We start from the raw sequence: 14878 nt of genomic DNA on the forward strand, positions 1-14878 counted from the left end.
CCGATGAGAACAATCCTTTTTATCCTCCAGAAGGAGTTTCTGCAGATTTTCCGCAACAGGGGGATGCTGCCGATTATCTTTGTGCTGCCCTTCATCCAGCTCGTCATTCTCTCCTATGCGGCCACCTTTGACGTCTCCCAGGTGCCCTTTCACCTGCAGGACAGGGACCGGTCGGTAACTTCGCGGAGGTTTGCCGAAAAGTTCACCGCCTCCGGCTACTTCAACCTGACCGGCACCTCATCTTCGGACCTTCAGAGCCAGAGCGAGCTTGTTCGGCGCAATGCCGATCTTGTGCTGGTTATACCCGTCGGTTTTGAACGCGACCTTGTAACCACCGGTCACGCTCAGGTGCAGCTCATGATCAACGCCGAGGATGGCTTCTCGGCAGGAGTAGTCCAGACCTATGCCAGTGAGATTGTAACCGCCTTCAATCGCGGAGAGCTGAAGCGGCTGATTCCGGGAGGTGAAGTTACAGCAGCGGGGGAGATAAGCATGGTTCCCTCAAGCTGGTACAATCCCGAGCTGAAGTACACCCACTACATGGTACCGGGCATCATTGTCATTCTGGTCACCCTGATCGGTCTCTTTCTCTCCGGTATGAATGTTGTACGGGAGCGGGAGATCGGCACCATCGATCAGATCAATGTCACCCCGATCAAGCGCTACCAGTTCATCACCGGCAAACTGCTTCCGCTCTGGATTATCGGTATAGGTGAGCTGAGCGTCGGGCTGGTGATTGCCCGGCTTCTGTTTCATGTGCCAATGCTTGGCAGCTACGCGCTTGTCTATCTTGTTGCAGGAATCTACCTGCTGGTTGTGCTCGGCATGGGGCTCCTCATCTCAACCGTCACCGAAACCCAGCAGCAGGCCATGTTTATTGCCTGGTTCTTCATGGTTATCTTCACCCTTCTCTCCGGCCTCTTCACCTCCATCGAAAGCATGCCCGAGTGGGCACAGCGCATGACCATGCTCAACCCCGTCCGCCACTTTGTCGACATCATGCGCCGCGTTATGCTCAAAGGCTCCGGTATAGCCGAAATCGCGAGCCCGCTTCTGATTCTCACCGCCTTTGCCGCACTCATGCTCGCCCTCGCAGTCAACCGTTACCGCAAGGTTTCGGAGTGAGAAAATGAAATAATTGCCCCGCAAGCATCAGATATGCGCCGCACATGTACCGCACATGTACCGCACAAGCAGGGAGCATATTGGTATTCAAAATTTCCTTTTTAAAGCCCCGTATGGGGGCGAAACATTGGTAGCAAATACAGAAAATCATGAACGTCTCGTCGGGCGCGGGTTGGCGTATTGAGCACTTCCACAAAGAGTTGTCTCTTTATGACTGTGCAAAGGGCACCGTGAGGTTTCCGCTGGGAAAGCCTGTTCCGCTTGACCTGATAAGCCGGATTGTGCAGTTCAGGGCAGCAGAGAATCATGCAAAAGCAGCAGCCAAAGGGAGAGCGGGATAGCCTTTCTCATACCCAAATATATTTAGTAAGGAGGGTCACCGTAGTTGATGTTTGCCCGCTGCATATAAAGCTTTCTATGCGTGAGGTGACACTAAATTGATCGTGCGATTCTGGCGATTTCCCTGGCGATACTCTCAGGAGCGAGGATGAAGTCAATGCACCCGGTCTCTATTGCGCTTTCGGGCATGTCTGGCTGTATCGCTGTGTCAAGCTTCTGGGCGATGGTGATGCCGCCCACCTCCTTGATACCGCAGAGCGCCGCCGCCCCGTCACCGTCATAGCCGGAGACGATAACGGCGATAAGCTTCCCGTCCCAGTTGTTCGTAAGTGAACGCAGGAAGACCGTAATCACATCAGGCCATCCCCGGGGCTTGGAGATCGGCTCAAGGCGGAATTCGCCATCAAGAACATGCAGGTCACGATTCTCCGGGATGATAAAGACGTGGTTTGGCTCAATGAGCAGGTCGTCGGTGATCAGCTCAACTGGCATCTTCGTGTAGTTCGGGAGAATCTCGGGCAATCGTGTAGCCACGTTTCTGAGGTGGTTGACGATGACGATGGCGACCCCCAGGTCAGCCGGCAGGTTCTGCAGCAGCCGAATGTATGCATCAAGACCACCAGCCGAACCTCCTACGCATACAACAGGGAAGTCCCTGGTCGCACTCTTCCTGGTTTTCATTGAGAATCACTCCTCCTTCTGGTCATGATGTTAGCGCAACCTGGTGTTTCAGGAACCGACGGCTTCGAACTGGTCGAACATTGAGTTGTCAGGCTGATTAATACACTTCTCGATTCCCTTGAACAGATCCGATAGAGTCACGACGGTTATTCCTGGTTTTATCTGGTAGCTTTGTGATAGAGGAGCGACAACAAACGTGTGCATTGGCGCAATATCCTCTATTGCAGAATAACTTCCTCTTGAAAGCACAGGCGCCACGGAAGACTTGCACTCAATGGCAATTGTTTTTCCTGAATGCTGGAGCAGGATGTCGATTTCTGTTCCGTTTGAGGTTCTGTAAAATGAGAGATCTGCACGCGGAAATATCCCCTTGAGGTTGCTGATCACCAGGCTCTCCCATAATGATCCGACAACCGGATGGCCAACAACCTGATTGAAATCGCTCAAGCCAAGCAGGGCAGTAATGATTCCGGTGTCAGAAATATAGACTTTGGGTGTTTTGACGACGCGTTTTCCGGTATTGGATATGAACGGCGGCAGAATATGCACCATAAATGTATCCTGCAACAGGTCAAGGTAATTTCTCACGGTTGTATGGCTGATTCCGAGTGATCCGCCGATCGTCGAGAGGTTCACCGTTTGCCCGTTGTTGTGGGCCAGCATCAGCCATAATCTCCTCATGGTTTGTGGCGAAAACCCGCGCCATTGAAGCAGATCGCGCTCAAGGAAGGTTGCAATAAAATCTTCACGCCACTGATATGAGACCTCCGGTATTTTTTGCAGCAGACTGCGCGGAAACCCGCCAGCCGTGAGATAGTGCTCATAGGAGAGATGATCCTTGACCTCCTCCCACAAAAACGGGGTCAACTGCTTGTAGGTAATGCGTCCGGCAAGTGATTCCGAACTCTGTCGGAGGAGATCACGGGAGGCTGTGCCGAGAATCAGAAAATGGCCATTCTCACCCCACTCATCCACCATGCTGCGGATAAGTGGAAAGAGATCGGGTTTTCGCTGTACCTCATCAATGCAGATCAGCTTCTCTTTCTGGGAGATAAAAAACCATTCCGGCTCTTCGAGTTTTCGCAGGTCGGAAGGCTTTTCAAGATCGAGATAGAGGAAAGGACGATCATAGGTGAGAAGATGCCTCGTCAGTGTCGATTTGCCGCACTGCCGTGGCCCGGTGACTGCGGTAACAGGGGAGTGTTTGAGCCCATCTTCAACCTCTGATGTTATCAATCGCCTAAGATATTTCATGTTATTAAGTATGTAAATTGAATCATTTATTTTCAATTTACATACTTAATTCCGATAAACACAACACTCTTTCTGTCTCTGATCCTCACCGCCTTCGCAGTACTCATGTCTGCCTTTGCCGTTAATTGCTACCTCAAGAGTTCGGAGTGAGACGATGAAATAAGTGCCCAGCCCTCTTTAATCGACCCGTCGGGCTCAGAGGGGGGAATGTGACTCTTGAAGGCTCGGAAGTAGAGGGGAATCAACCGGCCACATCTCCTCTGGCGAGACGTGAGCGGATAGTCTCAAACATTTTGCGAATCCGGCAATTGATTTCAAAGTTCCTGTTTTATCGGCAACCTCTGCTGATGTATATTTTCACGAATAGCAGATATGCAGAGGTATTGAGTGGTTTTGGGTGTGAGTGGTAACAAAACAATACGGAACGGGGATTACTATGTATGCAGAACGATTGATATTGGAGACAGATCTATCCGGTAACCTGAAAAAAATGCCCAAGTTACCGCCAAACAAACAGGTAGAGGCTATTTTTCTGGTTATTTCAGAGAGCACATCTTCAGTGCCCGTTCGCAGAACTCCTCATCCTGATATCGCTGGAAAGGTTGTTATTAAAGGCGATATCATAAGCAGTGCTCCCTCTTCAAGCTGGGCATTGTCCGAGTGATTATTCTTGATACTCACATCTGGCTCTGGTGGATTAACGGGGATACCCGTAATCTTGACCAGAGCAGAATCGATCAGATAGTCTCTGCCGATGAGGTTGCGGTATCGGCAATAAGCTGTTTTGAATATCTTCTTTTTTCCCGCTTCTCAACGGGCAGTTGTCAGTTGAAGAATTCAGGCTTTTTTCCATACAGAATAATCTGATATCTGACTCAAGCGCTTTGCTGAATTTGCAGTGTTCTGTATATTGCATAAATATACAATATTTCTATGACCATTTTTGAGGGTATCTCTGGATTTCAGTGGGACAAGGGAAATTCGACCAAGAACTGGGAGAAACACCGGGTATCAATGTCTGAATGTGAAGAGATTTTTTTTAATCAGCCTTTGATTGTGGCTGATGACAAAAAACATTCTGGATTGGAAAAACGTTTTTTTGCATTGGGTAAAACGGAGAGAGGAAAACCTCTTTTTCTGGTTTTTACTGTTCGTAAAGATCAGATAAGAGTTATTTCGGCACGCAGTATGAACAAAAATGAGCAGGATATTTATGAAAAACGGGAAAACAGCGATTCCTGAATTCAGGAGTGAAGCGGAGGAGCAGGAGTTCTGGTCAATACATGATTCAACTGAATTCGTGGATTGGAAAAAGGCCGGAAAGGCACTGTTTCCGAATCTGAAGCCAACCATGAAAACCATATCACTCCGGTTGCCGGAACCGATGCTCAATCATCTCAAGGTGCTTGCCAATGAGCGCGATGTACCCTATCAGTCTCTTCTGAAGATGTTTCTCAAGGAACGTCTCGACCAGGAATTTTCGTAAGGAATGGTCCTCGGGTTCAGCACTCTCCGTAGGCACCCGACATGTAACCGTCATGCACCCGACATGTACCGCACAAGCAGGGAGCATATCGGAATTCAACATCACCCTGTTCAGGCCCCTTTGAAGGCGAAATATTGGTGACAAATACAGAAAATCATGAACGTCCCCTCGGGCTCCGAGGAAGTACCAAAAATATCTATGGCTCTCAAGAAATCAGAACTTTATTCCTCTCTCTGGCAAAGCTGTGACGAACTGCGTGGCGGTATGGATGCCAGTCAGTACAAGGACTACGTCCTCGTCCTGCTTTTTGTGAAGTATGTGAGTGACAAGTATGCCGGTGTCAGGTTTGCTGAAATAACGGTACCGCCCGGTGCAAGTTTCAGTGACATGGTTGCCCTCAAAGGCAAAACCGACATTGGCGACCAGATCAACAAAAAGATTCTCGGGCCGCTGGCGAGTGCCAACAAGCTCTCCGACATGCCGGATTTCAATGACGATACAAAGCTTGGGAGCGGAAAGGACAAGGTCGATACGCTGACCAACCTGATTGCGATTTTCGAGAATCCGGCACTTGACTTTTCAAAAAACCGGGCAGAGGGCGACGATATTCTCGGCGATGCCTACGAGTATCTGATGCGCCACTTTGCCACCGAGAGCGGCAAAAGCAAGGGGCAGTTCTATACTCCTGCCGAGGTAAGCCGCATCATGGCAAAGATTATCGGTATTCACAATGCGCCCACAACCAGCAACACAACGGTATATGATCCAACATGCGGCTCGGGTTCTCTCCTCCTGAAGGTGGGGGATGAGGCAGCGGCAAGGGTTACTCTCTACGGTCAGGAAAAGGATGCCGCCACCTCGGGCCTTGCCCGCATGAACATGATTTTGCACAACAATCCGACGGCCGAGATCAAACAGGGCAATACGCTGGCCAATCCGCTCTTTTTTGATGCTGACAGCGGTGATCTCAAGACCTTTGACTATGTCGTGGCCAATCCGCCCTTCAGCGACAAGAGCTGGAGCAAGGGAATTGATCCGTTTGATGATCCGTTTGGCCGGTTCCGGCATTTCGGTGTTCCGCCTGCCAAACAGGGTGATTATGCCTACCTGCTCCATATTATCCGCTCCCTCAAGAGCACCGGCAAAGGAGCCTGCATTCTGCCGCATGGTGTGCTCTTCCGGGGCAATGCTGAAGCTGATATTCGCAGCAAGCTTGTCATCATGAAGTATATCAAAGGAGTTATTGGGCTTCCGGCAAACCTTTTCTACGGTACGGGAATTCCTGCCTGCATTATTGTCATTGATAAAAAAGATGCTCATACCCGCAAAGGAATTTTCATGATTGACGCCAGTGCGGGTTTCATGAAGGATGGCCCCAAGAACCGCCTGCGCGACATGGATCTCCACAGGATTGTCGATGTTTTCAGCCGGGAACTTGAGATACCGAAATACTCCCGGATGGTTGGCATTGAGGAGATTGAGAAAAACGGATTCAACCTCAACCTTCCGCGTTACATCGACAACCAGGAGGCTGAGGATATTCAGGATATCGAGGGCCATCTTCGCGGTGGAATTCCGATTACCGATGTTGACGCACTTCAGCCCTACTGGGATGTCTGCCCCGAGCTTCGCCGGACGCTGTTCAAGGAGAATCGTCCCGGCTACCTTGACCTTGCCATTCCGAAGGGAGCTATCAAAAGCACCATCTACAACCATCCGGAGTTTGTCGCCTTTATCGGGAGCATGAACACCCTCTTTGCCCTGTGGCAGGAGCGAACCGCCCTCAGGCTTAAAACGCTGGAGAGCGGGTTTCATCCGAAAGCACTGATTCAGGAGCTTTCCGAGGAGTTGCTCTCGCACTACACCGGCAAGCCGCTGATCGACAACTATCACGTATACCAGCACCTGATGGACTACTGGACGGAGATTATGCAGGATGACTGCTACCTCATCGCCGCTGATGGTTGGAAGGCTGAAACCTCGCGTGTTCTGGTAAAGAACAGCAAAGGGAAGGAAGTGGACAAGGGGTGGCTCTGTGACCTTCTGCCCAAACCGCTCATTGTTGCCCGCTACTATTCGGGGGAGCAGGAGGCCATCACCAGGGGTGAAGCTGAACTGGAAAGCATCTCTTTGCGCATTGCCGAGCTTGAAGAGGAGTATGGTGGAGAAGATGGTATTTTCTCCGGACTCGACAAGGTGAACCGGGCGAGTGTTACGGCCCGGTTGAAGGAGATCAAAGGGGATAAGGATGCAGATGAGGAGCGGGATATCCTCATGGAGTGGCTGAAGCTTTCAGGCGATGAAGGCGATCTTAAAAAAATAATAAAGGAGGCTGAATCGGAAGTTGATGCGCTCGCCTATGCCAAATATCCTGCGCTTACCGAGGAAGAGGTTAAAGCGCTTGTGGTTGACGATAAATGGCTGGCAACAATCGCCGCAGCCATACACGACGAGATGGATCGCATCAGCCAGACCCTGACCCGTAGGGTAAAAGAGCTTGCCGAACGCTACGAAACTCCCCTCCCCGAAGTCACCGGCAAGGTTGCCGAGCTCGAAGCAAAGGTGAATGCACATCTCGAAAGAATGGGGTTCTCATGGAACTGAAGCCCGGATATAAACAGACCGAAGTCGGGGTGATTCCCGAGGATTGGGAGGTTATTCGGTTAGACTCACTAATAAGCGCGTTGGATGCTGGTGTAAGTGTTAATTCTGTTGAAACAGAAAAAGTAGGTTATGCGCATGAAGGATCAATCCTGAAAACTTCATGTGTTTATGGAGGAAAATTTGATTCAGAAGAGCATAAGAAAATACACCCTCGAGATATCAGAAGAGCAAAGTTGAATCCTCGAAAAAACTCCATTTTAATAAGCCGGATGAACACTCCGGCTCTTGTTGGGGAATGTGGTTTTATCGATCGAGATTACCCAAATCTTTTTTTGCCAGATAGGCTTTGGATGACACGGCATGAAGGCAAGCGGCCAACGTGTATCTTGTGGTTTTCATATTTGTTAAGTTTTGGATCGTTTAATCGAGCAATTAAGGAATCAGCTACAGGAACAAGTGGTAGTATGAAGAACATTTCGAAAGGATCTCTTTTTGTTCTTCAAGTTCCTTTGCCAAACAAAATCGAACAAGAAGCTATTGCTGAAGCCTTGAGCGATGCGGATGCCTTCATTGAATCTCTTGAGCAACTCATCTTCAAAAAACGCCAGATCAAACAGGGGGTGATGCAGGAACTGCTCACCGGCAAAAAGCGCCTGCCGGGTTTCAGCGGGGAGTGGATGGTGACTTCGCTTGGTGAGATTACGATAGCAACCAAAGGAAGTCAACTTCATGGTAGTGAATCAACCAAGGATGGTAAGTATCCTCATTTGAACGGCGGAATAGCTCCATCTGGCTATGCTGAAAAATCAAATACGCCAGCGAATACAATTGCAATCAGTGAAGGCGGTAACTCTTGTGGGTATGTACAATTGATGATCGTGCCATATTGGTGTGGAGGCCATTGTTATTCATTGATTTCGAAGTGTATTGATAACGGATTTTTGTATCAGGCACTTAAAGTTCAGCAGACTGCCATCATGGGGCTTCGTGTAGGTTCTGGTCTTCCGAATGTTCAGAAATCAGCATTACTTTCATTTAAACTTGAATATCCATCTGATGATTCCGAACAAACCGCCATTGCCGAAGTGCTTTCGGAAATGGATGATGAAATAGATGCACTGACAATAAAACTTGAAAAAGCTCGCCTACTCAAGCAAGCTATGATGCACAATCTTTTAACCGGAAAAATCAGACTGGTATGAAAAATTACTACCGGGTTATGCTGGGGCGCAAGAGTGCATACGCGTCGGAATGTTTCGCGGNTGGGTATATAGGTGCTGATTTTGGTATTGATGAAGATCTCAGCAGGAAACTTCCCGAAGAGTGGAAAGATTTCAACAAGCAGTTTATTCCTGTCTTTCTTGCCAATGAACCCAATAAAACAAAGATAGGTGCCGGTTTAGCTTGCGGTGCGCTCTGGACGGTATCGAAAGGCATCAAGCGGGGTGATATTGTTCTTTGTCCTGATGGCACAGGCTCATATAGAATCGGTGAGGTTATGGGTGACTATTATTATGTCTCTGGACAGGAGTTGCCTCATCGACGCAAGGTGCGTTGGCTTGAAAAGAGTATAGACCGTTCGGTCATGAGTGAAGCATTGCAGAACTCAACGGGTTCTATAGGAACTGTCAGTACTATTTCTGTCCATCGTGATGAAATTGAGCGTTTGATAGGGGAGGCTTCGTCTCAGTTAACTCTTTTATCTGCTGATCCAACAATTGAAGATCCTGTGGCATTTGCGATGGAGAAGCATCTTGAAGCTTTCCTTGTTGCTAACTGGAATCAAACCGATCTGAGTCAGGAATTCTTGATTTTCGAGGAGGACGGAGAAGCAGTAGGGCAACAATACGCTACCGATGCGGGACCGATTGATATCCTTGCAATCAGTAAAGATCGGAAGAAACTCCTGGTTGTTGAGTTGAAGAGGGGTCGAGCTACTGATGTTGTGGTTGGTCAGGTACTCAGGTATATGGGGTTCGTCAAAGAACAGATCGCGGAGTCAGACCAAACGGTTGAAGGTGTTATCATTGCACTTGAAGGCGATAAAAAAATGTGTTGGGCACTTATGTCTGTGCCGTCAATATCGTTCTATCGTTACCAGATCAGTTTTAAGCTTATAAAAGAATAATCAGAATCTCATCGTTCAATCAATACAAGAAATCACTTTGCGTGTTATTGCTTTGTATTTGAGCTAAACATGTTGATAAATATTTTAATTTGAAAATGTTGTTCCTAAATGAGTATAATATTCGAACTAGCTGGGTGATTAAGTGTGAAAAATTGCGCCGTATTTGATTTGTGTAGATTTTTTGAGGGTTGTTTAGGGGCCTATAAAATGAACCGAGGGAGATTTATAAAATAATTCTGCCAGCGATGCAATGTATTGCTGGATCAACACAGGAGAACGTAATGGCAGATTTAATAGGCCCTATTCAAAATACCAATTATTTAAAATCTGCCATTGCAAGGCTTTATGGCGAAGATGATGACCTCATTATAATTGGCCTTACTGGTAGAACGGGAAGTGGTTGTAGTACTGTCGCTAAACTTCTTCAATCAAATAAAAAAGACATACGACATAGCCTTTATTCTGGTTCGAATCCAAGCACTAATGATAAACGAAAGGAGCGTATTTTACTGCGTCATTTTGATGCGACATGGGCACCTTTTCTGTTAATTCAAGTTCGAGCTGTTATTACAACATTTCTTCTTGATCAAACTAATGAACTTGCAATAAGTTACTTTCAAGATCAAAATATTCTCACAGATCCTGAGAAAAAAACCGCGTTTTGTGAGATTCTTGATGATTTGCGAAAGCATTATCATGCTATACAGAATAAAGATAAGAATTTTGATGCCAAGATATATTATACGGTATACCTACCAACAAGATGCGAAACGCTTAAGAGCATTCTTGGTGAAAGTGAGTTTGTTCAGCTCTACCAAAAAATTGGAAAAAATATACGTTTGTCAGGAGATCCTTATAAAACTGTGCTAGTTGAAGGTCGGTTTTTCACTCTTGCGGAGCGTGTTAACGAGATTATTAAGAGCCTCCGTGTTTCCGAAAACAAGAAAAAACGCACTTACATTGTTATAGATGCAATTCGAAATCCGCTTGAGGCGGTATTTTTTCAAGATCGATACGCTTCTTTTTTTCTAATGGCAGTGTCTGCGCCTGAATTTGATAGGCAGAGTAGACTGAGGAAGAAAAAATATTCAGAGGCTGATATCAGTTTTATAGACACTATCGAATATACTCCAAAAGACCTCGATAATACCCAATATTATTCTGTACAAGACATTCAAGCTTGCTTACAGCGTGCAGATTTGTACGTCAGTAATCCGAATGTTTCTAACAGGGTTACTGAGTTTCACCAACTTGCCAATCAGATAATTAAGTTTATCTCACTTATTCGCCGGCCAGGTATTGTCACGCCTTCAGCTGTTGAACGTTGTATGCAAATTGCATACACTGCAAAGCTGAATTCTGGCTGTATTTCTCGTCAAGTTGGAGCTGCAGTGACTGACAAAAACTATTCAATACGATCAATAGGCTGGAACGATGCTCCACATGGTCACGTTCCATGTAACTTAAGGAATCGAGAGGATTTATCGCATGGTTCCGATACAGGCGCATACAGTAACTATGAAAAAAGTGATGTAAAGTATCTTAACTATTTCACCGAAAGCAGTAAGAGATTTATAGAAATACCTGAGGAAGGTAGAAATAATGCATTTTGTTTTAAGTCCGAGTATAACGTCTTCAAAAATGAGAAAAATCAGGTACATACAAGGTCACTTCACGCGGAAGAAAATGCGTTTTTACAGATGGCTAAGTATGGTTCTACGGGAATTGAAGGAGGTCTTCTTTTTACAACAGCCAGTCCCTGTGAACTTTGTGCTAAAAAAGCGTATCAACTGGGAATAACCCAGATTTATTACATAGATCCATATCCGGGTATAGCGCTTGAACATATTTTGATGGGAGGTTCGATGAATCCGGATTTAATTTTATTTTCAGGCGCTATTGGACGAGCATTTCACACACTATATTCTCCAATTGTAGCTTATAAGGACGAATTAAAAGCAATTACAAGCTAAATGTTTAGTAAATTATTTTACTATATATCTTTTATATTTAAAAATAAAAAAAAGACTTATGACTAGATCATTTATAAAAAAAGGAATATAGTATAGTTTGTTTATTTATTTTGACTCATTCATAATAATTGGTTTGCAAAGAAATAAATCATGCGTGTATCTCAGTATTTTCAGCTAAATCGAACACAACCTACTCTTGATTTTGTAGATATCGATATTCGAAATGATCTTCGTGTTTTTGTTGACCCTCGTGCACTTAAGCTTATTCCTTCTTCATGGGGTTCAGAATGCATCTCTCTTGTTCAGGATTATTTTCGAACGGTTATTCGTCATATTCGAGAGAACCGCGATTCAGAGGCTCAAGAACTATTAGCATCGCTTCATGAACCCAATGAGGTTCACTTAGGACTTTCAGTTGACTACTCCCAAGGTCGAGCACTCGGGAATGGTTCCGCTGTCAATGTATGGGATTCTCTGAGACAAAGTGAGGCTGTTCGAAGTGGATTGCTAGAAGATTTAGAAGATACAATTCTTATGGTCGAAGGAGTGAGCTCGGACATCGTGTCCGATATGCTCATCAACATCATACGAGAACCGTTAATCAATTACACTTTCTCAATGGCTGAACAATATGGCATTCCTCTGACTGACGGTATAGCATCAGGCCCTCTTTGGGATCCGATTCATCATTGCTGGTACCAAGAGTTTGTTCGTCTTCCGATGACTTCCCACGGTAAACTTATTTTGGTTCCAAAGTCAATCGTTCGTAAGAGAATGCTCTACAATCTCCAAGAATATTACAACTCATACATATTATCGGAACTTCAACAGCAAGAGCTTGCAGCAAATACTCAACTTGTTCAACTGCTTAGGAATGGTAATCGACGTGTTACGAAGAAAGATCTAAAAGAAAAATACGGTCAAAGTAAGAGTCTCGTCATTCAGGAGACCTTGAAGAATCCGGCTTTACTTCGACAGTACAGGGAGGATAAAAGAAACGTTTATCCTCCACCCATAGACCATCAATCTTTAGCAATTCTAGAAGATACTGATCCGCCGGATTGGGATAATCTTTTAACCGAAGCGATTTCTTTATCTCCAGGCAGAGATCAAGCTTGTACATACGAAGATCGGATTGAGCAACTATTAACAGCACTATTTTATCCACATCTTGATCACCCGCAGGTTCAACATCAGATTCATAATGGACGAAAACGGATTGATATAACGTATACTAATCTTGCTGTTGAAGGTTTTTTTAAGTGGTTGGGAAATAACTATCCCGCCATGCACGTATTTGTAGAATGTAAAAACTATTGCACTGATATAAGTAATCCAGAACTTGACCAAATATCCGGACGCTTTTCTCCTAGTCGAGGTCAGTTTGGATTGCTTGTATGTCGATCTTTTACCGACAAAAATCTTTTCATACAAAGATGCATTGACACAGCTCATGACCATCGTGGTTTTGTAATGCCATTTGACGACACTGATTTACAGGCTCTAATTGTTATAAGGAAGCGACGAAATGAGGACGCAGAGTTTCGGTTTTTTAAGGAAAAATTTGACCGTCTTATTATGTGAGAATAGTTAATGAAGAAGTTTATTGCTATCAAGTAAATGTTCGAAATCATTTCGGAGGAGATAATATTTAATAAGATTAGCTACTAATAATGAATTAAGATTTCATTTTATTATAGGATGGTATTTTCAATCTTTCAAAAGATGATCATCCATTGATGAGAAATCCATACGGCAAAACCGAGAAAATAGATGATGACTTATTTGCTTGTATCCATTGATGTATAGAGATGGATGCAATGTATAAACACTGTGATACGAAATCTATTCAGTGAATCACCGTTGAGTTAAATTGATCACGATTCACCCATATTGACGGGTTTGTTGTTTCGATATGAATAAAACAGCGCGTTTTGTTTTCCATCAAGAAAGTTATTGAGGAAACATCGGTGAAAACTCTTGATCGGATTCTTGAACTGTTTCAGGGAGATCCTGAATTGACACTGGTGGACGTTGCCATCGCAATTGATAAATCATCAATGATGCAATTTTGCAAGAGAACCAGCATATTGAGTGGAAGAAGTCGTGGCGGGATGAGTATCTGAAATGGATTTTTGTGGCCAATACATTCTTTCGTGCAGGCATGATTGAAGCATGCGGCCGGGGTATTGAGCGAATCATGCAAGAGTGTACCGCGGCAGGGGTTTCTGCACCGAAATTGCGCTATGAGCAGACCGGGTTGTGGACGGTGTTTCACTTCCTGGCAGAGCATGTTTTGGGGGGAGACGCCGGTGAAACTTCCCTAATAACTACCCCAGAAAAAATTCTTGCTCTGCTAAGGGCTCAATCTTCGATTTCGAGTAGGGAGATTGCGGCAAGTATAGGCTTAAACAGGGATGGGGTTAAATATTATCTTGGAAAAATGATATCCAATGGCGTTATCAGGCATATTGGTCCGTCAAGAGGAGGTCACAGGGTGGTGTTACAATGAGCATCTTCGAACTGGGTGAAGTCGTTAGATTACTATTGATTTTGCTTACAGAGTAACGAAATAAGTATACAATTATCTTTAACTGTTGTTAAATGGAATATTAGTATGGCAAATAAAGATATACTTGACCTTTTATGCATTGATCATGATAACAGGTTTAATGAGATGAGAGATCATATGACGCGGTATAACAATCAAGTTGGTGTCGTTTATATTTTTATATCAATAATTTCTGCAGTGATAACATACTTGTTTTCAGAAAGTGGTGGTAAGTTATTTAGTGCGTTTTTACCTATAAATGTTAAGTGTGCTTATGCTTTTTTACTTATAATTATTTCGGCGATATTATACTATTTAATTGCATCGATGATGGATGCTCTTTTTATGATTTATGCTAATGGTGTTCGAATGAGTCAAATAGAGAGAAGGATTAATAGTATTGTTGGGGAAGACGTTTGGATTTGGGATACGAAAATAATTAAAGAAGTACATGGTATTAATTCATGGTATTATGATGGTTGGGTTAAAACTAATTATGTTCTTGCAATATGGATTGCACTAATTATCATTTCCGCGACGGCTGTGTTGGTTTTGGTTTGGCAAGTATTTGTGGCGAGTTATGTGTTTGTGTATGGAGGGATTATGTTGGTGCTACTAATCTTTCATATTTTACAGTGGTATTTTTTACAGACAAAAGCGGTTTTGTATTTAGATAAAGTTTCCGAAAAAGCTACGTGCTTAAATGATGCAGATCGTTCCGAAGATGAGTATGCGAG

Annotated in this window: 15 protein-coding genes; 13 read left to right on the forward strand and 2 right to left on the reverse strand. The window is 44.8% G+C overall.

Going from position 1 to position 14878, the window contains the following annotated elements; all coding sequences use genetic code 11:
• The first annotated feature begins 3 nt into the window (after positions 1-3).
• Both CFERDRAFT_RS04010 and CFERDRAFT_RS04015 read left to right on the forward strand, forming a co-directional pair.
• Positions 4-1125: an ABC transporter permease gene (locus CFERDRAFT_RS04010; protein WP_006365931.1), complete on the forward strand. Its 1122-nt coding sequence runs from the start codon at positions 4-6 to the stop codon at positions 1123-1125.
• 149 nt (positions 1126-1274) lie between these two features.
• Positions 1275-1466, forward strand: coding sequence for a hypothetical protein (locus CFERDRAFT_RS04015; RefSeq protein ID WP_006365932.1), 192 nt, complete (start codon positions 1275-1277; stop codon positions 1464-1466).
• Positions 1467-1557: 91 nt separating this feature from the next.
• Here CFERDRAFT_RS04015 and CFERDRAFT_RS04020 read toward each other — a convergent pair whose 3' ends face one another.
• Positions 1558-2145, reverse strand: coding sequence for a chemotaxis protein CheB (locus CFERDRAFT_RS04020; protein WP_006365933.1), 588 nt, complete (start codon positions 2143-2145; stop codon positions 1558-1560).
• Positions 2146-2193: 48 nt separating this feature from the next.
• On the reverse strand, positions 2194-3399 hold the full coding sequence (locus CFERDRAFT_RS04025) for an ATP-binding protein (RefSeq protein WP_006365934.1): 1206 nt from the start codon (positions 3397-3399) through the stop codon (positions 2194-2196).
• A gap of 490 nt (positions 3400-3889) precedes the next feature.
• Between CFERDRAFT_RS04025 and CFERDRAFT_RS04030 the strand changes: the two genes are divergently transcribed.
• The 11 genes from CFERDRAFT_RS04030 to CFERDRAFT_RS04085 all read left to right on the forward strand — a co-directional run.
• The gene (locus CFERDRAFT_RS04030) at positions 3890-4063 is read left to right on the forward strand and encodes a hypothetical protein (RefSeq protein ID WP_232209756.1); all 174 of its coding nucleotides are present in this window, start codon (positions 3890-3892) and stop codon (positions 4061-4063) included.
• Positions 4060-4266, forward strand: a complete 207-nt coding sequence (locus CFERDRAFT_RS12560) for a PIN domain-containing protein (protein WP_040433071.1) — start codon at positions 4060-4062, stop codon at positions 4264-4266. Before CFERDRAFT_RS04030 ends, CFERDRAFT_RS12560 begins: the two co-directional genes overlap by 4 nt.
• A gap of 66 nt (positions 4267-4332) precedes the next feature.
• Positions 4333-4641 carry a BrnT family toxin gene (locus CFERDRAFT_RS04040; protein WP_006365944.1) on the forward strand — a complete coding sequence of 103 codons (309 nt, stop codon included), beginning with the start codon at positions 4333-4335 and terminating at the stop codon, positions 4639-4641.
• Entirely contained in the window at positions 4613-4885 is a 273-nt protein-coding gene (locus CFERDRAFT_RS04045; RefSeq protein ID WP_006365935.1) for a BrnA antitoxin family protein, read from the forward strand. Before CFERDRAFT_RS04040 ends, CFERDRAFT_RS04045 begins: the two co-directional genes overlap by 29 nt.
• Positions 4886-5083: 198 nt before the next feature.
• A complete protein-coding gene (locus CFERDRAFT_RS04050; RefSeq protein WP_040433072.1) occupies positions 5084-7489 on the forward strand; it encodes an HsdM family class I SAM-dependent methyltransferase in 2406 nt (801 codons plus the stop codon).
• On the forward strand, positions 7480-8691 hold the full coding sequence (locus CFERDRAFT_RS11880; protein WP_006365937.1) for a restriction endonuclease subunit S: 1212 nt from the start codon (positions 7480-7482) through the stop codon (positions 8689-8691). Before CFERDRAFT_RS04050 ends, CFERDRAFT_RS11880 begins: the two co-directional genes overlap by 10 nt.
• A gap of 539 nt (positions 8692-9230) precedes the next feature.
• Positions 9231-9617 carry an endonuclease NucS domain-containing protein gene (locus CFERDRAFT_RS12720; RefSeq protein ID WP_456297591.1) on the forward strand — a complete coding sequence of 129 codons (387 nt, stop codon included), beginning with the start codon at positions 9231-9233 and terminating at the stop codon, positions 9615-9617.
• Positions 9618-9898: 281 nt separating this feature from the next.
• On the forward strand, positions 9899-11590 hold the full coding sequence (locus CFERDRAFT_RS12310; protein ID WP_050770623.1) for a cytidine/deoxycytidylate deaminase family protein: 1692 nt from the start codon (positions 9899-9901) through the stop codon (positions 11588-11590).
• Between the two features lie 150 nt (positions 11591-11740).
• Positions 11741-13174: a hypothetical protein gene (locus CFERDRAFT_RS04075; RefSeq protein ID WP_006365945.1), complete on the forward strand. Its 1434-nt coding sequence runs from the start codon at positions 11741-11743 to the stop codon at positions 13172-13174.
• A gap of 487 nt (positions 13175-13661) precedes the next feature.
• The gene (locus tag CFERDRAFT_RS04080; protein WP_040433074.1) at positions 13662-14102 is read left to right on the forward strand and encodes a winged helix-turn-helix transcriptional regulator; all 441 of its coding nucleotides are present in this window, start codon (positions 13662-13664) and stop codon (positions 14100-14102) included.
• 105 nt (positions 14103-14207) lie between these two features.
• A partial coding sequence (locus tag CFERDRAFT_RS04085; RefSeq protein WP_040433075.1) for a hypothetical protein occupies positions 14208-14878 on the forward strand: 671 nt, incomplete at its 3' end.

The organism is Chlorobium ferrooxidans DSM 13031, from assembly GCF_000168715.1.
Taxonomy (GTDB): domain Bacteria; phylum Bacteroidota; class Chlorobiia; order Chlorobiales; family Chlorobiaceae; genus Chlorobium; species Chlorobium ferrooxidans.